This is a genomic window from Terriglobia bacterium, assembly GCA_032252755.1.
Taxonomy (GTDB): domain Bacteria; phylum Acidobacteriota; class Terriglobia; order Terriglobales; family Acidobacteriaceae; genus JAVUPY01.
In genome coordinates this window covers 16,898-35,701 of sequence record JAVUPY010000032.1, presented here as the reverse complement: position 1 = coordinate 35,701, position 18,804 = coordinate 16,898, and the positions used below count along the sequence as shown (strand labels likewise).

Annotated in this window: 18 protein-coding genes; 15 read left to right on the top strand and 3 right to left on the bottom strand. The window is 58.1% G+C overall.

What is annotated here, in order from left to right; translation table 11 throughout:
- Positions 1-88 precede the first annotated feature (88 nt).
- From ROO76_08000 to ROO76_07930, 15 genes are all read left to right on the top strand, one after another.
- Positions 89-643: a UpxY family transcription antiterminator gene (locus ROO76_08000; GenBank protein MDT8068096.1), complete on the top strand. Its 555-nt coding sequence runs from the start codon at positions 89-91 to the stop codon at positions 641-643.
- A gap of 21 nt (positions 644-664) precedes the next feature.
- Positions 665-3,061 carry an SLBB domain-containing protein gene (locus ROO76_07995; GenBank protein MDT8068095.1) on the top strand — a complete coding sequence of 799 codons (2,397 nt, stop codon included), beginning with the start codon at positions 665-667 and terminating at the stop codon, positions 3,059-3,061.
- Positions 3,061-4,269: a GNVR domain-containing protein gene (locus ROO76_07990; GenBank protein MDT8068094.1), complete on the top strand. Its 1,209-nt coding sequence runs from the start codon at positions 3,061-3,063 to the stop codon at positions 4,267-4,269. Before ROO76_07995 ends, ROO76_07990 begins: the two co-directional genes overlap by 1 nt.
- A 52-nt stretch (positions 4,270-4,321) precedes the next feature.
- Positions 4,322-5,404 carry a dTDP-glucose 4,6-dehydratase gene (gene rfbB / locus ROO76_07985; protein ID MDT8068093.1) on the top strand — a complete coding sequence of 361 codons (1,083 nt, stop codon included), beginning with the start codon at positions 4,322-4,324 and terminating at the stop codon, positions 5,402-5,404.
- Complete coding sequence (rfbA, locus tag ROO76_07980; protein MDT8068092.1) at positions 5,392-6,285, top strand: glucose-1-phosphate thymidylyltransferase RfbA; 894 nt, start codon at positions 5,392-5,394, stop codon at positions 6,283-6,285. The genes rfbB and rfbA overlap by 13 nt, the downstream gene beginning before the upstream one ends.
- A 42-nt stretch (positions 6,286-6,327) precedes the next feature.
- The gene (gene rfbD / locus ROO76_07975; GenBank protein MDT8068091.1) at positions 6,328-7,248 is read left to right on the top strand and encodes a dTDP-4-dehydrorhamnose reductase; all 921 of its coding nucleotides are present in this window, start codon (positions 6,328-6,330) and stop codon (positions 7,246-7,248) included.
- A gap of 160 nt (positions 7,249-7,408) precedes the next feature.
- The gene (locus tag ROO76_07970; protein MDT8068090.1) at positions 7,409-7,921 is read left to right on the top strand and encodes a GNAT family protein; all 513 of its coding nucleotides are present in this window, start codon (positions 7,409-7,411) and stop codon (positions 7,919-7,921) included.
- Complete coding sequence (locus tag ROO76_07965) at positions 7,921-8,346, top strand: FdtA/QdtA family cupin domain-containing protein (GenBank protein MDT8068089.1); 426 nt, start codon at positions 7,921-7,923, stop codon at positions 8,344-8,346. Before ROO76_07970 ends, ROO76_07965 begins: the two co-directional genes overlap by 1 nt.
- Entirely contained in the window at positions 8,343-9,503 is a 1,161-nt protein-coding gene (locus ROO76_07960; protein MDT8068088.1) for a DegT/DnrJ/EryC1/StrS family aminotransferase, read from the top strand. Before ROO76_07965 ends, ROO76_07960 begins: the two co-directional genes overlap by 4 nt.
- A 7-nt stretch (positions 9,504-9,510) precedes the next feature.
- The gene (locus tag ROO76_07955) at positions 9,511-10,959 is read left to right on the top strand and encodes an oligosaccharide flippase family protein (GenBank protein ID MDT8068087.1); all 1,449 of its coding nucleotides are present in this window, start codon (positions 9,511-9,513) and stop codon (positions 10,957-10,959) included.
- Positions 10,956-12,023: a glycosyltransferase family 4 protein gene (locus ROO76_07950; GenBank protein ID MDT8068086.1), complete on the top strand. Its 1,068-nt coding sequence runs from the start codon at positions 10,956-10,958 to the stop codon at positions 12,021-12,023. The genes ROO76_07955 and ROO76_07950 overlap by 4 nt, the downstream gene beginning before the upstream one ends.
- Positions 12,020-13,342 carry a hypothetical protein gene (locus tag ROO76_07945; GenBank protein ID MDT8068085.1) on the top strand — a complete coding sequence of 441 codons (1,323 nt, stop codon included), beginning with the start codon at positions 12,020-12,022 and terminating at the stop codon, positions 13,340-13,342. Before ROO76_07950 ends, ROO76_07945 begins: the two co-directional genes overlap by 4 nt.
- The gene (locus tag ROO76_07940; GenBank protein ID MDT8068084.1) at positions 13,330-14,355 is read left to right on the top strand and encodes a glycosyltransferase family 2 protein; all 1,026 of its coding nucleotides are present in this window, start codon (positions 13,330-13,332) and stop codon (positions 14,353-14,355) included. Before ROO76_07945 ends, ROO76_07940 begins: the two co-directional genes overlap by 13 nt.
- Positions 14,345-15,067 carry a WecB/TagA/CpsF family glycosyltransferase gene (locus ROO76_07935; protein MDT8068083.1) on the top strand — a complete coding sequence of 241 codons (723 nt, stop codon included), beginning with the start codon at positions 14,345-14,347 and terminating at the stop codon, positions 15,065-15,067. The genes ROO76_07940 and ROO76_07935 overlap by 11 nt, the downstream gene beginning before the upstream one ends.
- Positions 15,067-16,476 (top strand): hypothetical protein, encoded by a 1,410-nt coding sequence (locus tag ROO76_07930; GenBank protein ID MDT8068082.1) that lies wholly within the window; start codon positions 15,067-15,069, stop codon positions 16,474-16,476. The genes ROO76_07935 and ROO76_07930 overlap by 1 nt, the downstream gene beginning before the upstream one ends.
- Before the next feature lie 85 nt (positions 16,477-16,561).
- On the opposite strand, the gene ROO76_07925 is transcribed toward ROO76_07930, so the two are convergent.
- The 3 genes from ROO76_07925 to ROO76_07915 all read right to left on the bottom strand — a co-directional run bounded on the left by ROO76_07925 (position 16,562) and on the right by ROO76_07915 (position 18,745).
- Positions 16,562-17,872, bottom strand: a complete 1,311-nt coding sequence (locus ROO76_07925; protein MDT8068081.1) for an NCS2 family permease — start codon at positions 17,870-17,872, stop codon at positions 16,562-16,564.
- Between the two features lie 81 nt (positions 17,873-17,953).
- Positions 17,954-18,193, bottom strand: coding sequence for a hypothetical protein (locus ROO76_07920; protein MDT8068080.1), 240 nt, complete (start codon positions 18,191-18,193; stop codon positions 17,954-17,956).
- Between the two features lie 6 nt (positions 18,194-18,199).
- Positions 18,200-18,745 (bottom strand): hypothetical protein, encoded by a 546-nt coding sequence (locus ROO76_07915; GenBank protein MDT8068079.1) that lies wholly within the window; start codon positions 18,743-18,745, stop codon positions 18,200-18,202.
- Positions 18,746-18,804 lie beyond the last annotated feature (59 nt).

Genomic DNA, 18,804 nt, shown 5'->3' with positions numbered 1-18,804 from the left:
GCGCGATAGCAACCTGGAAATCGCAAATGGAAGCCAAGTTACTCGGCAGTTGTGAGTGACAGGGCGAAGCTATCGTCGGAGGAGTGCAATGCTGCAGTACCGTGAGCGGCAGACCCTTGCCGGCTCAAGTGCCGCGGATGAAGCCGCGGACGGGTTCGTTCCCAGATGGTACGTCGCATGTACCATGGCCCGCCACGAGAAGCAGGTCGCGGCGCAACTGGCTGGTCGTGCTATCGAATGTTTTCTCCCGCTGTACGATGAGGTACACCGCTGGAAAGATCGCCGCAAGACGATCACACTCCCGCTTTTCCCCGGCTATCTGTTCGTTCGGATTCCTCTGCTGGAGCGCTTGCGTGTCCAGGTTCTGCCCGGCGTGTCACGCCTGGTCGGCTTTGGCGGTCTGCCGGTTGCGCTAGACGATCTCGATATTGAGCGCCTGAGACAGGGCCTCGCGACGCTGCGGGCCGAACCACATCCCTTTCTGAAGCTCGGACAAACGGTACGTGTTAAATCCGGACCTTTGTCCGGAGCCACCGGGATCCTCGAACGCTACCGCGAAAAGTTCCGCGTCATCCTTTCTATGGACTTGATTCAGCAATCCGTCGCCGTCGAGATAGATCTCTGCGACCTCGAAATAATCTGACGTGCACCACCGATTTTTCTCATGAGAATCTGGCTTTTGATATTAAGCGCGCTCGTCTCGCTGGGAGCGCTGGCACAGTCCGCCAATGATCAACGGACGGTACCGCCAACTCCGCAGCCTGCGGTTACTCGTCCTGAGATCGACAACCGCGAGACGAGAGACCTGCGCAGGAATCCCTCTTTGCCATCGCGGACACGCGACACAGACAGGCTGCAAAACGAAAAGCAATGGTCGGACAAGCGATCGCCGGAGCGGCAATGGCCGGAAGAGACCCGGCCTGCCGAACCTGAGCCCGAAACTCAAACGGAATTCCAAAAGTTCGTCCAGGAATCCCTCGGACACGAACTGCCAGTTTTCGGCCACGAACTCTTCGTCGATGTGCCGTCTACATTTGCACCGGTAGATCAGATTCCAGTCACGGCCGACTACGTCATCGGACCCGGCGACGAACTTTTATTGCGTGCATGGGGTGCCGTCGACGTTGATCTCCAATTGGTTGTCGATCGCAATGGGCAGGTCCAAATTCCGAAGGTCGGTTCCTTGACCGTCGCGGGCCTTCGCTATGAGCAGCTGCCGGGTTATGTTCGGACTTCCATGGAACGAGTATTTCGTGGTTTCGACATGACCGTGACGCTTGGGCAGCTTCGCAGTATCCAGGTGTTCGTTGTCGGGAATGTCAAACGTCCCGGATCGTACACCGTAAGTTCATTGAGCACGCTGGTCAACGCCGTGTTCGATGCCGGTGGCCCGACCGCAAGAGGCTCGATGCGGCACATTCAACTCCGGCGCGGAGCAAAAATAGTAGTCGAATTCGATCTCTACGACTTGCTTCACGGCGATAAATCCAAAGATGTTCCGCTTCTGCCGGGAGACGTCGTTTACGTTCCTCCCGTCGCCCACGTTGTCGCCGTTGACGGCAGTGTGCAGGTACCTGGCATTTACGAACTCCGCGGAGGATCTACGCTAGGCGATGTGGTCAATCTGGCCGGCGGTCTTGCGCCCACGGCGTCAACCAGGCGCGTCGTCATCGAAAGAATTGAGGGAAGGGAATCCAGGCGCGTCCTCGAATGTGGCCTGGACGACCAGGGTCTGCGACAGACCATTAATAACGGCGATGTCATTCGGATCGATTCGGTATCTCCGAAGTTCGACGACACAATCACCCTGCGCGGTAATGTCGCCAATCCTGGACGATACGCGTTCAAGAGTGGAATGCGTATCCGTGACATCATTCCTTCCCGCGAGTTCCTTGTCACTCGCGATTACTGGCAGCGTCAGAACAGGCTCGTTGCTCGCGTTGAACCCTTGGATGAAACGCAATCGCAATCACAATCGACGAACGATTCGGTAAACACTATCGATACTTCTTCTTCCCGCTCCTACGCACGCGCCGGAGATTCGCCGGACAATACCTCTTCCCAGGATTCTCCGCAGAAGCCGACCGACGAAACGCAACTTCGGAATGAAGTTCAGAGGAACGGAGCCGATATCAACTGGGCTTATGCGCTGGTGCAGCGCATGAAGCCGGACCTCTCCACCGAACTGTTGCCCTTCAACCTGGCCCGCGCGTTGAACGGCGACGCGGCGGATAACCTCGAATTGCAGCCCGGGGACGTCATTACGATTTTTTCGCAGGCCGACATCGCGGTTCCGGCAAACCGCCAGAGCCGCTACGTCCGCATTGAAGGTGAGGTCAATGCCGCGGGTGTGTATCGCGTCAATCCCGGCGAGACCCTCCGCGATCTGTTGCGACGTGCCGGTGGTCCAACGGCGGAGGCTTATTTGTTTGCGGCGCAGTTTGACCGCGAATCGGTGAAAGAGGAGCAGACAGAGCGCTACGAGAAATATCTGGACCAACTCGATCAGGAACTCTCACGTCATGCCGCCGATCCGGGGCAGGACAAGCAGGACGCCGAAGAACGTGCGCTGGAGACAGAACGGCAGAAGCGAATGGTCGCAGAACTCAGAAAGATCCAGCCGACGGGCCGCATCGTATTGGGCCTGAACCCGGACGCCCATTCCATCGATGATTTTCCAAATGTGGAGCTCGAAGACGGGGACAGGTTGTTCATTCCGCGGCAACCAGCGACCGTCAATGTAATGGGAGCCGTTTACAACGAGAACGCGTTTCTGTTCGCGCAGCATCAATCGGTTAAGTCGTACCTTCAGCGCGCCGGCGGCGGAACCCGGGACGCGGACGAGAAGAAGACATTCATCATTCGCGCCGACGGATCGCTGGTTTCGCGCGAGGGCTGGATGGGACGCAAGAGCGGCTTCTCCGGTGTTCTGCCGGGGGACACCATCGTTCTCCCTCTCCGCCTGGAACGCGCGAACTTCATGCGTAACTTGAAGGATTGGAGCCAAGTCATTTCGCAATTTGCACTAGGCGTCGCAGCTGTTCATGTCCTGAATCAATGATGCAAGATACACTGGAAAAATCCGAAGAACGGCTTGAACCGCTCGAACTGAGCGGAGCCGTGGACTTCCTCGACGTCCTCCTCGTCCTGACGCGCGCGAGAAAGCGCATAGCCTGGATTGTCGGTGGAGCGGCGGTCTTGTCCGTGCTGCTGGTTTTGCTTCTGCCGCGGTACTACAAGGGGAAGACGACGCTGCTTCCGCCGCAGTCGAACCAGCAAAGCGCCAACCTGCTCGCCGGACAATTGACGGCGCTGGCCGGGATCAGTCCTCGGGACCTCGGAATCAAGAATCAGAACGACCTGTACGTCGGCCTCCTGAAGAGCGATACCGTCGCCAATGCACTGATCCAGAGATTCCAACTACAACAGGTCTACAAGAAACGTCGCTTGGTCGATGCCCGTACCAGGCTCGCTAAACTCAGTGACATCAGTTCTGGTAAAGACGGGCTTATCAACATCACCGTTGACGATCGTGATCCGAAACGCGCGGCAGCGCTCGCGAATGGTTACGTCGAAGAACTACAGCGGTTGAGCCAGGAACTTGCGCTGACAGAGGCCGGACAGCGGCGGCTGTTCTTTGAGCAGCAGATCCGCAAATGCAGACAAGACCTTGACGCGGCGGAGGTGGCCCTGGCAGAAACGCAGCGACGTACCGGCGTAATAGACATCGAAGCGAACGCCAAGGTACTACTCGAGCAGATTGGCATCGTACGCGGCCAGTTGGCGGCAAAGGAAGCTGAAGCGCAGTCGATGCGCGCCTTCGCCGCCAAAGGCAATCCGGATTTGCGCTTTGCGGAGGAACAGGCGGCGGCGCTCCGCGTGCAACTGGCAAAACTGGAGCGGGGCGCAGGCGACGGAGAGAGCGGCAGTACGGGAAAGCTAAGCGCCGGAGCGGTGGAGTACGCGAGCAAGTGGCGCGAAGTGAAATATCAGCAGACGCTCTTCGAGTTGTTATCAGCCCAATACGAGTCCGCTCGCCTCGATGAAGCCAGAGAAGGAACCGTGTTCCAGGTTGTCGATTCCGCGGCGCCGCCGGAAAAGCCATCCAGGCCGCCGCGACTGTTGATCGTCGCCGCAAGCATCGTTTTCTTTGGATTTTGTGCAGTCCTCGGAACAGTATTGCAGGATTCACGCAAACGCGCTTTCAACGATCCCGTACGCTCCGGCAAACTCGAGGAACTCCAAAATAGCTGGCGGTTGCGACGGTAAATCGTGAACCGTTGTTCGCAAAATACCCCACTTACTTCCTGATCAGGGATCAATGAGCGATACCATTCTTGTAACCGGCGGTGCTGGGTTCATCGGCTCCAACTTCGTACTGGAGTGGATGCGCCACGAAGGCTCGCCCGTAATCAATCTCGACAAGCTCACCTACGCCGGAAATCTCCGTAACCTGCAGGCGCTTCGCAACGACCGGCGGCATACCTTCGTGCTCGGCGACATTGGCGACCGCGCAATCCTCAGCCAGGTCCTGTCGCTCTACGAACCGAGGGCGGTGGTGCACTTTGCGGCAGAAAGCCATGTCGACCGCTCCATTCTTGGGCCGGGTGAGTTCATACGGACCAATGTCGAGGGCACGTTTCGGCTGCTGGATGAAACCAAGAATTGGTGGCTCACCTTGGACCAGCCCGAGAAACGGGCTTTCCGGTTCCTCCATGTATCTACAGACGAGGTGTACGGATCACTAGGCCCCGAGGATGATCCGTTCGTGGAACTGTCACCATATGCGCCAAACAGTCCATATTCGGCGTCGAAGGCCGCGGCTGATCACCTGGTTCGCGCATATCACCACACTTACGGCCTCCCGACGCTCACCACGAACTGTTCTAACAATTACGGACCGTATCAGTTTCCGGAGAAGCTGATCCCTCTCATCATCATGAACGGCCTTCGCTCCGAAGCGCTCCCCATTTACGGCGATGGACAGAATGTGCGCGACTGGCTGTACGTTCGAGATCATTGCGCCGCCATTCGCACTGTTCTGAAAAAGGGAACACCCGGCGAGACATACAACATCGGCGGTGGAAACGAGCGCAACAATCTTGACGTGGTGCACTCCATCTGCGAGCTGCTCGATGAATTCCGGCCGGCGCGGATGCCACACAAAGAATTGATCGAGTTTGTAAAAGATCGCCCTGGACACGACCGCCGTTACGCGATTGGAGCGAACAAGATCAAAGAGGAACTGGGCTGGGAGGCGTCGGAGACCTTCGAGTCGGGACTTCGAAAGACTGTGGAGTGGTATCTCGATCACGAGGCGTGGGTGCAGGAGATTCGGAGCGGCGCATACCAGCAATGGGTCGCGCTCAACTATGAACACCGGGAGACCTCATGCGAGGCATAATCCTGGCCGGCGGCGCGGGAACCCGCCTCTATCCGGTCACCCAGGCAGTCTCTAAGCAGTTGCTCCCGGTCTACGACAAGCCCATGATCTATTACCCGCTGAGCACGCTTATGCTGGCGGGCATTCGCGACATCCTTATCATCTCGACTCCTCAGGACACACCCCGCTTCGCCGAACTGCTGGGCGACGGCTCGCAGTGGGGTCTCAGTTTTCAATACGCAGTCCAGCCCTCCCCGGACGGACTGGCGCAGGCATTTGTGCTTGGACGCGAGTTCATAGGCACAGACGCCTGCGCCCTCGTTTTGGGCGACAACATTTTCTTTGGTGGCGAATTAACTCTTTTGCTACGACGTGCGGTGGCCCGCGAATCAGGCGCCACCGTCTTTGCGTATCCGGTGGTCGATCCGCAACGTTACGGCGTCGTCGAGTTCGACTCGCAGGGACGGGTAATCAGTCTGGAGGAGAAACCGGCGCGCCCTCGCTCTCGCTATGCAGTCACGGGATTGTACTTCTATGACCATGAGATCGTCGAAATCGCGGCGAACCTGAGGCCATCGGCGCGGGGCGAATTGGAGATTACCGATGTAAATCGGCACTACCTCAACGCAGGAAAACTTGTCGTAGAACGGCTCGGGCGAGGCATGGCATGGCTCGATACCGGGACACATGATTCGCTTTGTGATGCGACAAATTTCATACAGACAGTCGAACGCCGCCAGGGCCTCAAAATCTCCTGCCCGGAGGAGATCGCATTCCGCAACGGATACATCGATGCCGAACAGTTGCAAAGGCTTGCTGATCCGATGGTGAAAAATGGGTATGGAGAGTACCTGATGGACCTGGTCCGCGAGGCCCGTTTCTCCGAGGTGCGCGGCTCGTAATCTTCCACTCCTCCGGATTTCCTTGTACCTACGGATACGAAAATGAGAATCGTCGTGATTGGCAGAAACGGCCAGCTTGGTTGTGCTCTACAGCGTGAACTTGGGCGCTGCGGGCTTGTAATAGCAGTGGGCCGGGAGAGCGCCGACCTCGAAAACCCAAAACAGTTGCGACGCTATCTGCGTTCTATGACGCCGGACGTGATCGTCAACGCGGCAGCTTATACCAATGTAGACCGTGCGGAAACTGAGCCACGTCGCGCAAAGATCGTCAACGGAGTCGCTCCGGGCATAATTGCCGAAGAGGCTCTGCGGGCGCAAGCCGTGTTGTTCCACTTCTCAACGGACTACGTCTTCGACGGTCAGAAGCGAGAGCCTTATCTCGAGCGCGATACCACCGCACCGCTCAATACCTATGGCGAGACCAAGTTGCTGGGCGAGGAAGCGATCGAGGAGGTCGGTGGAGCCTACCTCATTTTCCGTACCAGTTGGGTGTTCAGCGAACGCGGCGAAAACTTTCTGCAGAAGATCCTGCGGCGCGCCCAGGAAAAGAAAGAACTGACGGTTGTAAACGACCAGGTAGGAGTGCCGACTTCGGCATCCGCTCTTGCCCAGGCAACCCGGGGCGTCCTGCAGAAACTGCAGAAAGACGCCCGTTACCGCAGGATGCGGTTCTACACCGCGGCGAAAAAAGCCTCCGGCATCTATAACGCCGTTTGTGCGGGGCATGGAACCTGGCATGACTTCGCTTCGGCTATCGTCGAGTTCGCGCGCTCGACACCGTTGCGCGATGGGCTCCGCGTCGAACGTGTCGTGCCCATTAGCAGTGACCAGTTTCCTTCGAAAGCAAAACGACCAGCCTACTCCGTACTGGCAACAGAAAAGCTTAACGCACGATTTGCCATCGAGTTGCCGCACTGGCGTAGTTGCATGGAGCAAAGCGTGCTGGGAATGACAGAAGGGTGACACATTGAAAAATAGCCTGAATTCGATATCGACTTGCTCGACGAACTCCACGAGCTCTCGTACCTGGCTTCAATCTGTCAATACCAGGCGCATGCCATTGCGGTACGGAACGGACGCCTGCTGCCTTGTGCTCTCCGACTCACGTTACACGGAGAACATAGTGAAGCTGCGCAATGACCCCAAGGTGAACCGCTACATTCACCACGATCACCTGACGCCCGAGGCGCACGAACGCTGGCTGAAAGGCGAGTCGATGCGTCGCGACTCATTGAATTTCGTCATACTGATCGAGGATTGTTTTGCCGGCACCGCATCGCTCTACAACATTGCCGCGGGCTCGAAGTGCGAGTTTGGACGAATTGCCATGCCGAAGGACGACCGGCGTGTCTACGCGATCGCGGCAGAGTTCCTTTGCCTCTCGTTTGCGTTTGAAGTGCTGCAGGTCATGGAAGTCTATTGCACCGTCGTTGCGGAGAATAAGTCAGCTCTCGGATTTTACCTGCGCAGCGGTTGGCAGCATGACCTTCGGTACGACGGCTTCACGAAACTCGACGGACTCGAAATGTCGGAACTGGGGCTTTCCATGAATCTGGAACGCTGGGCGAAAGCGCTGGAAGACAATCGCGAAGTATTGCGACAGTTACATCGGGGTGGAGACCCCTATCTCGACTAATGGCCTCCATCGACGATTGCCAAATAATCGAACTGCCAAAGATTGCCGACCCCCGCGGCAACCTCACTTTCATTGAGAGTTCCAGGCACGTGCCGTTCGACATCAAGCGCGTCTTCTACTTATATGACGTGCCAACGGGTGCCGATCGCGGAGCGCATGCGCATCGCGCGCTGCACCAGTGCCTCATCTGTCTCGCGGGCAGCTTCGGCGTCACCCTGGACGATGGTCGCCGGAGTCGGCGCGTAACCCTGAACCGCCCATGGCGAGGCTTACACGTCCCGCCGATGATCTGGGCCGCCGAGGTCGATTTCAATCCCGGCTCAGTGTGCATGGTTCTGGCATCGGCCCTTTACGACGAGAGGGACTACTACCGAGTCTACGAAGAATTTCGCTCTGCTGCGCTGACGATGGAGGGTAGCGTGTGATCCCATTTCTTGATCTGCAGGCGAGCTATCGCGAACTGCGTACCGAACTCGACGCCGCATGGCACCGGGTGATGAACTCAGGCCGCTACATCATGGGAGCCGAGGTGCAAACCTTTGAGCAGGAGTTCGCGGCATACTGCGGCGCGAAGCACTGCATCGGAGTCGCCAATGGCCTCGAGGCCCTGCACCTCATCCTGCGCGCATATCGAATCGGCCCAGGCGACGAGGTCATCGTTCCTTCCAATACCTACATAGCGACTTGGCTCGCGGTAAGCGAGACTGGCGCGAGACCTGTTCCGGTCGAGCCACGGCTCCACACCGCGAATCTCGATCCGCAGGGAATTGAAGCGGCCATCACCAAGCGGACAAAAGCCATCCTCGCCGTGCACCTCTACGGGCAACCGGCCGAGATGGATATGATTTGCGAGATCGGCAGGAAACATGGCCTGGCGGTCATCGAGGACGCTGCGCAGGCCCACGGAGGCCGATGGCAGGGAAGGCGTGTCGGTTCGTTGGGTGACGCCGCCGGCTTCAGCTTCTATCCAGGCAAGAATCTCGGGTGCTACGGCGATGGTGGCGCGGTAGTCACCAGTGACGATCGGCTTGCGGACGCCGTTCGAGTCCTTCGTAATTACGGCTCGCGCGAAAAGTACTGCAACGAGGTTCGCGGCGTGAATTCGCGTCTCGACGAGTTACAGGCAGCACTCTTGCGAGTTCGTTTAGGAGTGGTCGACAAATGGAACAGCCGTCGTCGACAACTGGCAGCACGCTATCAGCAGGCACTCGATCGAATCCCGGGCCTTGAGCTTCCATGCGTCGTCGAGGGCTCCGAACCGGTGTGGCACCTCTTCGTCGTTCGTCACCCCCGGCGGGACTGGCTCCGCCAGGAACTGGAGCGTCGCGGAGTTCAGACCCTCATTCATTATCCGATTCCGCCGCACCTCTCCGGAGCTTATGCTGCACACGACATCAAACGTGGTGCCCTGCCAATTGCCGAGCAACTCGCATCCGAGGTCCTGAGCATTCCTATCGGTCCTCACCTTACTCTCGCGCAGCAGGACCGTGTCATTGAGGTCATAACAGAAATTCTCCCGTCGTCGGCCACGCTGCAAATTGCGGCCGGGGTCGACACCGGCCTCCTCCCCGAAACTACCTGAAGCTCGTTTGCGCAATCTTCTCAAAGCAATTCTGAAGACCGGCACCGGTTCCCTTGTGAGCGTGCTGTTCGGCATGCTGGCAATCAAGCTGATTGCCGCTCGCCTCGGTGTCGAAGCCTTGGGTTCATTTTCCCTGGTCAAGCAGACGATCACTGCCGGGTCCGCCATGTTCATCACCGGCGGCCAGACAGCGCTTGTTCAGGGTATGTCGACGCGAACCGGCGAAGACCGCCGGCGCTTTCTCGGTACCGCCCTGGTGTTACTCTGCGGCGGGTCCCTGCTGGTCGGCGTAGTTATGATGCTCTCCGCTCGCTGGCTTGCGCCAAAGCTGCTGCCCGGTGTGCAGGGACCGGCAGGCGACGCCGTGAGCCTGGCAGGTGTTGCGGTCATAGTCGCGGGTGCGACGGCATTCGTCTTTGGGTCACTGAACGGCATTCGCCGGATTGGACGCCTGGCGATCGCGCAGAGTTCGAACGCGGTGGCACTCGCCGCGCTGGTTTGGTTCCTACTGCCGCGACTTGGCCTCCTGCGGCCCGAGCGATTTGCAGCGGTCCTCACCGTATCGCAATTGCCGGGATTGGTAATTGGCGGTTTCTTCCTTCTACGTGAGCGGATTCAAATCTGGCCTGGCAGTTTTGACCGCAACTCTACCCGTCAGTTTACGGCTCTCGCCTTCGCGACCTTCGCCGCCGCAACCATGCAGGGCTGGACCGTGCTCGTATTGCGGGGCTCCGTCAGTGCACGTCTTGGCTTGCGTTCAGCGGGACTCTTCGACGTCGCATGGACCATCAGCATGGTCTACGTGATGCTCGTGCTCGGATCGTTTTCCACCTACTATCTGCCAACGCTTGCCGCGGAGACTGACAACCGCAAGAAACTGATCGACGATGTGCTGAGGACGTCACTGTTGCTTGTTGTGCCGCTGATCGCAGCCATCATGGCGTTTCGCCCAATGATCGTTACGCTCCTCTATTCCCGTGAATTTTTACCCGCCACACAGATGATGCGATGGATGCTCCTCGGTGACTTCTTTAAGATCGTGAGCTTCGTCGTGGCCATGCCGATGATCGCCTTTGCCGACACGCGCGCCTTCCTCGTCGGCGAACTCGGATGGAACCTTGCCATGATCGGAGCAACACAGGTGATACTGCGGGCTGGACTTGGCCTCGAATGGCTCGGGGTAATTTTCGCGGTGGCGTACCTCGGTTATCTTGGCTACGCGTGGCAATATTGCCGCCGAAAATTGAACTGGAATTTTCCACGACACCTGATCTTGCCCCTGGTGTTCGGGATCGTAGTCCTGGCGGTAGTCAGCGCAATCAGCTGGGAGGCAACAACAGTTTCCAGTGCGGGAGTGTCGCTTGCAGCTATTGGCAGCGCGCTACAAGCCTGGGTGCTGATTCGCTCCGCACGTGATTCTCGCCTTGCAGCGTGCGCTACGGGAGCGGAAGCGTGAAGATAGCATTCCTTTTGTATGGCATCCCGCAGAACGGCGGTGTCAAGGTCGTGTTCCGCATCGGGAATCTCCTGCAGGCCCGCGGACTCGAGGTCACGAACTACGTCGCGGAGACGCGCCGCGAATTGCCGTTTCCAACCTCCTGCGAATTCGTTTTCGCGCCAAAACACTACCCTAATGCGCTCGGCCGGATCGCGTGGCTTGCTGGCGTGACGATCGGTGCGGACGTCGCGATTGCAACAGCTCATCCCACTGCACTGGCCCTGCATCTGAACCACTTGTTCCAGGGCCGGAAGCTTTATTACGTCCAGGCGTATGAGCCCGACTTCTACTCCGATTCTATCCTTCACCTTGTGCGCCGCTGGCCAATGATGCTTGTCGCCGCAACATCCTACCTGCTTCCGTTGGAGAAGATCGTCAACTGCGCTGGCTCCATGCGCGGTCTCACCGCGGGAGATCGCACCCGCGTCGCAGAAATCCCCCCAGGCATCGACCTCGGTCTTTATCGCCCGCGGCCGCACCCCAACCAGGGACTTATCGTGGGCCACATCAGTCGCCGGGAAGCTTGGAAGGGAAGCCGTCACTTCTTTCGCGCCATGACAAAGCTTCGTGCGCGCGGCCATAAGTTCCGCGTCCGGATCGCGTATGACCTCTGCGAGGAAACCAACGGCTTCGAATACGAATCCGTGCACCCCAGGAACGAAGCGGAACTTGCTGAATACTACGCTGGCCTCGACGTGCTGGTGAGCACCGTCACGCAGAAGGGTTTTGGCTACCCACCTCTCGAGGCGATGGCTTCCGGAGCATTATGCGTGGCAACACCCATGGATTTCGGATTGCCAGGCGTCGATCACATCCCAATCCTCGCCAACTCGAGCGAGAGCATCTGCGAAGCCATGGAGAAGGTCTTTGCGCTCCGCGACCGGACGCCGTTTCTTCGCGCTGGCTCGCAAACCGCTTCCCAGTATGGCTGGGAGCGAATCGCCGACCAGTGGTCTGCGTTGCTCTCTGACGAATCTCTTCGAACAGTGCAAACTCATGCCGCTACGGTTCCGGCGCTATGAACTCGAATTCCGCCCGCCAGTGGTATCTCTCGGGACTTTTCCTGCTGCTGATGAGCAACGTCATAAGCGCGTTCCTGGCAGCGGTTGGCGTGCAAGGCTTTGCGTTCTACCATGTCGAGGCAATTCTGCTTTGCCTCTGCGGAACACAATTCTGTGTCGTGCTCCTGAGCTTCGGCGCGCGCAGAACCATCGACTCCACTGTATTCAGATTCCTCCTGATTTCCCTGCTCTACACGATTGTCAGTTCCGTATTCCTCCTTCGCTTTGGTGATATTGGTCCGGCGTACGTCGCATTAATCATTCACACGCTAGTCTTCTATCCGGCGACGGCGCTGCTGATGATTGGCTGTGCGAGGCCGCACGATGCAACCGGTCCAGCAGGTATCCCGAACTGGATACTCTGGGGTGCGATTGCGATCCTCCTCTTTGGCTGGATGCAATACCTCGTCGGCGACCCCATTCTCGAAGTTGCGAATGCCGACAACGTTTCAAAGATGGTCGCGGCGAATGTCCTGGGAACCTTTCGCCCTTCATCCGTTTTTGCATCCTCGTTTCAATTTGGTCTCTTTTCAGTTCTGGCCTTCTGCATCGCATTCTCGCATGCAGTCTTCGGCCGCAGCGGTGTACTCGCATGGATACTCTCGATGCTGGCACTTAGCGGTGTCGCCCTCTCTCAAACACGCAACGTGTTTCTCTGTGCCCTCTGCTGCGCGACTTCGCTTGCATTTCTGGTGCGCTGGCGGAAACGAGGCGGCAGGATGAGACTATTCCGCTTCGCGCCTTTCGCTTACATGCTCGGCTCCGTGGGAATGATGGTATATGCGGTCATTCACTTTCTCGGCTCCGACATGACTAAGACCGGCGACCTTGCCGACGCATCATCGACTTGGGCGCGTGTCTCGAGTTGGCAGCAGGCATGGCATGACATCGTGCTGCGCGGATCGCTGCTCGACTCGTTATTCGGTTATGGAATCACGCAGGCCGGTCAGGCCTCCGACTATCGCAATCTGTACCCGGCAAGAGCCGAGGGCCTCTTCATCGACAATAGCTTCGTGAACCTTTTCCTCCTGCAGGGAGTCGTCGGCCTTCTCATATTCGTGCTTCTGTGGTGGATCATCTGGAAACGCCTGTTGAAACGTACGCAGGAAACCTGGGATCCCCTGGCCGTCGGAATAACCGCCTTTTACTCCACCTTCCTTGCCGCCGGAGTATTCAACATTCTCAATGGGCAATGGTGGGGCATCACGCTCGCACTTTCACTGTTCGTGCTGTCGCGGCCCCAGAAGACGGCTGAGTTGAGGCTGTCGTGCGCGGCGTAGCTCTCATCGTGGTTCACTACCGCACTCTGAGGGACACTCTTGAGTGCATCGAGAGCATTCTGGCGCTCGATGTCCCCCCTGAGACAGCGCGCCGCCTCATCGTCGTTGACAATGGCTCCGATGACGATTCGTGGGAAGAGTTGCTTGCATGGCGCAATGCCAGGTCTTGCCTATGGTCCCGCGAATTCACGGCTGAGGAATTGCCAGTCGGTGCCGCGGAGGCGAGTTCCCATCGACTGTCTGAAGGCGGTTGGGAGATAGTTCTGTTACGCGCCGCAGAGAATCGTGGCTATGCCGCAGGCGCCAACCTTGGCGTTCGCTTCGTCGAGCCAGACCAAGGTATCTCCGATTTCTGGGTGCTGAACAGCGATCTGATCCTCGATCCACTGTCGCTTGCGTGTCTCTTGACCGCAAGTCAGGACCGCCCACCCGCAATTTACGGCGCGACGTTGGTCTATATGGACGATCCAACGCTGGTTCAGGCCGCCGGTGGCGCAGTTTATTTCCCAGCGTTCGGGCGCTCACGTCATTACGGCAAGAGAAGCCGGGTTGATGAACTGGTCCAGAGCGCACCGCAGTTCGATTACATCGTCGGTGCTGCCATGTTCTTCTCACGAAAGGTTCTCGCCGAGATAGGTTTTCTGCCGGAATACTTTTTTATTTATTTCGAAGAGACAGAATGGTGCGCTCGTGCTCGCGCCCGCGGAATTGATCTCGTCTGGGTGCCTGCTGCGCGTCTGGTTCACAAGGAAGGAAAGTCTACCGGCGCTGCATCGCATTTCCGTGCCCTCAGCGATCTCTCGTTTCGCTATGTCGTCCGAAACAGCCTGCTGTTTACGGAAACGCGGTACCCGTTCTGGCTCACCACCGTGCTGCTCTTCAACATCTACGAGTGCCTTCGCCATTGTGCTTTCGGCGACTTCGGCAAGCCGAAGGTTTTGTGTGCTGCGGTGCGCGAATACTGGGAACTACGTCCCAGTTGGGCCCGCGAGGTTTCTGCCCTTGGCGACTGATCTTTACGCTCTACAGTTTGCGAACCTTACCTTTCGCGGTCTGCGCAGGGAGGACCTTCTCCGCGATGATAGCGAGTTGAAACTGATCGTCACCGTCAATGCCGAGATCATTGAACAGGCAAATCGTGATCCGAACCTGGGACGCATCATCAACGAGAACTGGGCGACTCTCGATGGCCAATGGCCCTACGTTGCTGCTCGACTTCGTTCAGGTCGCCGCGATATTGAGAAAATCTCCGGCTCTGACTTCGTGTACGAGTTGAGTGGCATGGCGGCGCAGCACGGCCTGCGTATGTTTCTACTCGGCGCCGAAGCGGATGTGAATCGCATGGCCCGCGCAAATCTCCGCCGGGAATTTGGCGTTGAAATCGACGGGTACTCGCCGCCGCTGATGAGCTTTCCTTTCCCCGAAAGCGCCGACTCGAAAATTCTCGACCGCATCGCGGAGTTCCGCCCGTCCGTTCTGGTTATCGCATTCGGCGCGCCCAAGCAGGAATTCTGGGCCGACGCTCATCTCGAACCGCTGAGAGCACTTGGCATTCGCTGGATCATCGGCGCCGGCGGCACGCTCGACTTCATTGCCGGTACCTTGCCGCGAGCCCCTTTGTTTATCCAGCGCGCGGGTCTCGAATCCCTGTGGCGCCTGGCATTACAACCAAGGCTGCGCTTTCGTCGCCTGCTGCGCGCATTCCGATTCCTTCAATACGCCTGATGAAATCTTCTGGTTCTGAAACCAAACCACGCCGCTTCGCCGGGGTGCGCGTTCTCTGCGCCTACCTGGTCGTCCCCAACCTGCTTTTCTGGCTCGCCGGGCACGTCCTCGAGACTTTACCGCGCGCCGCCATCAACCTCGACTATCTCCTCGTCGCCGTCCTCGCTCCATTTCTCAAGAAATGGCAAGCGACCGCCCTGATGACCCTCGCTCTCCTGGTTGATGTCGCACGCTGCCTCGGGCCGCTGTACTACTTCAGTCAGCGAGACGCTCTCACCGCGATCGTCTTCCTGCGTGAGGTTTCGCTCTCGCACGTGCTTCTCAGTACAGTTGTTGTCGTCGCACCTGCAATCCTTCTTGGTTGGGCGCTGGTGTCGCTCGGTGGGTCCAGGCTCGTTTTGCGGCAGAAGACCGCGTGGATGGCCTGTCTTCTCGTGGTACTCAGCGCGGTCGGAGTCTGGGGCGGAAACAGTTCACTGCGCCTGCGAGACGAAGCCGTTGGCTTGAACCTCTGCACCTCGGCTGGAGCGAGTATGGCGAAGACGATTGCATCGGCGATGTTTCGAGAACACGATCGCCTCCAGCCGATCGCCGTCGACTCAGCCACTCGGGAAGCCGGCTGGTTTACCGGGGTTCCGAAAACGCACGACATCGTTCTGATTGTCCTCGAATCAGGCGGCGAAGCAATCAACCCGCAATGGAAGTCGGTGCTCGGTTCCGTCTGGTCCGATCCTAAGCTTCAAGAAAAATACCGTGTTTCGACTGGTGCCGTGCCGTTCACGGGCGCAACCGTTCCGGGAGAGTTTCGCGAGTTGTGTGGCGTTGTAAGCGCTGTCATAGAAAAACCCACAGACGATCCCGCGGTCATGAACAACTGCTTACCGTGGCAAATGAAGCGCGCCGGAATGAAAACTCTCTATGTCCACGGCTTCGCATCAGAAATGTTCAATCGACGTGACTGGGTCGGGGGCCTTGGTTTCGACGAGGAACTCTTTCATCCGCAATTGCACGACATGGGCCTGCCGGACTGCGGCGGAGCTTTTCGCGGTATATGCGACGCCAGCATCGCGCACTGGATCGGCGATCAACTCGTCGCAGATCCCGGCCACCGAAAATTCATTTACTGGTTGACCCTGAATTCGCACTTGCCTGTGACCCGTGATCCCGAAGCATCCAACCTGCTAAAGTGCGGCACCGCGGCGGCTCTTATCGCCGACAACGCTTCGTGCGATCTCATTGGTTTGCAACTGCGCGCAACACGCTCCATCGCTGAAATGGTCATGCGCCCCGATCTCCCGAACACGGAGTTCGTCATTGTCGGCGACCACGCGCCGCCTTTCATCTTCAAAGAGCGTCGCGACTATTTCTCTCAGAAAGAAGTCCCCTGGGTTCACCTCGTGCCCCGGTAGACTGTTTGGCCATCCTCAAGAAGGATGATCAACCCTGCGGCGTGTGCGCCGGTCCGATTTCAGAAGCGGACCGGCGCATTTTTGTTTATCCATACGGATAGAAGATGAAGAACAAAAGCGAGAGGCCGGTAAGTACCCAAATCCCGGACTTGAGTTGACGATGTTTCCCGGCCACCAACTTGCACAGCGGATAGAGAACGAACCCGGCGCTGATCCCAACAGCGATATTGAATGTGAAGCACATGAGTGAAACCACCGCAAACGCCGGAATGGATTCGGTGAAGTCGCTGAAGTCGATCTTCACGATAGGCGTGAGCATGAATAGTCCCACGATGATCAGTGCCGGTCCGTATGCCTGGGGTGGGATGGCCCCAACAAACGGTGAGAAGAATAGGGCGCCCGCGAAGCAGATCGCCACAACCAGCGCCGTCAGGCCGGTTCGCCCGCCAGCCTCGATCCCCGTCGCGGATTCGACGAACGCGCCCGATGTCGAAGTCCCGATCACTGGCGAAAGCGTAGTGGTCAACGCATCAACTAGCATGGGCCGCTCAATCTCCGGCAGATTTCCGTTCTCATCGAGAAAACCTGCGCGAGCGGAAAGCCCGATCAGCGTTCCCATCGTGTCTACGAACGCCATGATGAAGATCGTGAGCACTATCGGGAACGAACTCCAGGAAAACGCTCCGCGTAAGTCGATCTGGCCCACAATCGGCGCGATGGAAGGCGGCAAACTCACGAACTGGTGTGGCCATGGCGCAACGCCGGTAAGAAATGCCACGAACGCCGTTATCACGATCCCGCTCAGGATCGCGCCGGGGAACTTGCGAATCGTCAGAACGCTGATAAGCAGGAATCCGAAAATCGCCACCAAAACCGAGTGCGACGTCAATGCGCCGGTTCTAACCGGGGCTCCCGGAGAGCCCAGCGTCACGATCCCCGTCTGGGTCAGTCCGATGAATGTCAGGAACAGCCCGATGCCGACCGCGAAACTGTAGCGCAGGGAGGTGGGAATAGCCTGGACCAGCCACGACCGAATGCGCAGAACCGTGAGAATGATGAAGACAACTCCGGCGATGAAGATGGCACCGAGAGCTGTTTGCCATTTGTAGCCCAGAGCTTGGCAGACGGTGAACGCGATGAACGCGTTTTCACCCATGTAAGGCGCAATCGCGAACGGGCGGTTTGCATAGAACGCCATCAACAGGCAGCCGAGCACCGCTGCCAGCACGGTCGCAACCGTCTCCGGTTCGACGGGAATGCCGGCATTCCGCAGGATGGCCGGATTCACCAAAATGATGTACGACATTGTGGTGAAGGTGGTGAGCCCGGCGACGATCTCGCGCGAAACCGTCGACCCGCGCTTATGAATCTGGAAGTACTGAAGGATATTCGGCATATAAGCAGGGCGGTGCCGTGGCACCGCCCATGGCCGAGTTTATTGGTTAAGCGTCCCGGAGTGAACAGGTTTCTGCAACTCTTATTGCGGTACGCTCAGCTTCTGCCGCGGCTTGCTTGCCGTACCGGTGCTCTGCGAGCCTTGTTGCGACATTGCCGCCAACTCTCCGCGCCCATATTTCGGCGAGCTCACGTAACCGTGAATGTGATTCTTCGAGATCTCGTTGATCACGAGTTGCACCGGTTGATCGCTGTCGGCTGGGTAAAAGATAGCCGGCTCATACAGATTCACATGCTTCTTCGTCAGTGACTTGTCATCCACCAGCAGCTACAGGTCCGCGAACTGATGCTTCACATTCGCCTTCCGTAACTTGAGCCCGATGGGCCCTTCTTCCTGGAACTGCTTCGCTTTGTTCAGGTCGAACTCAACGTAGTTGCGCTCGCCCTTCTTTTCCAGAACCAAGAGTTCGTCGTGTGTCCGCGCAATGGAGCCCTGCAGCTCCGTCCGTGTGCTGGAAAGGTCTTGTCGCGTCGCATCGATCGCTTTCCCCTGCGCATCGATCTGCGACTGGATCTTCTTCCAGCGCCCGTCCTCCATCCTGACCATGTGCGTCCTGACGGCCTTGTGCTTTGGAATGCTTTGAGGCGCCGGAGCCGGCTTCGGCGCCGTCATCTCGTTGAGCTTCGCGGTCAGTTGCTGAACCTGTGCATTGGTCTGGTCGAGCGAGGCCGCCACTTGGGCAGTGCGATCGGCCGACTGCTTTCCCAGCCTATGTTGATGAAACGAGAAGGCGCCCGTTGCCACCAGGGCTGCCGTGAGTATGACAACAGCAAAGTGCCACCCGGCACTTGAACGCGAGGGTCGGTCGTCCATGATCTCCTCCACCACAACCTGAGAGGGTACGAGCAACTTAGCTTCCAGAATTGGATGCA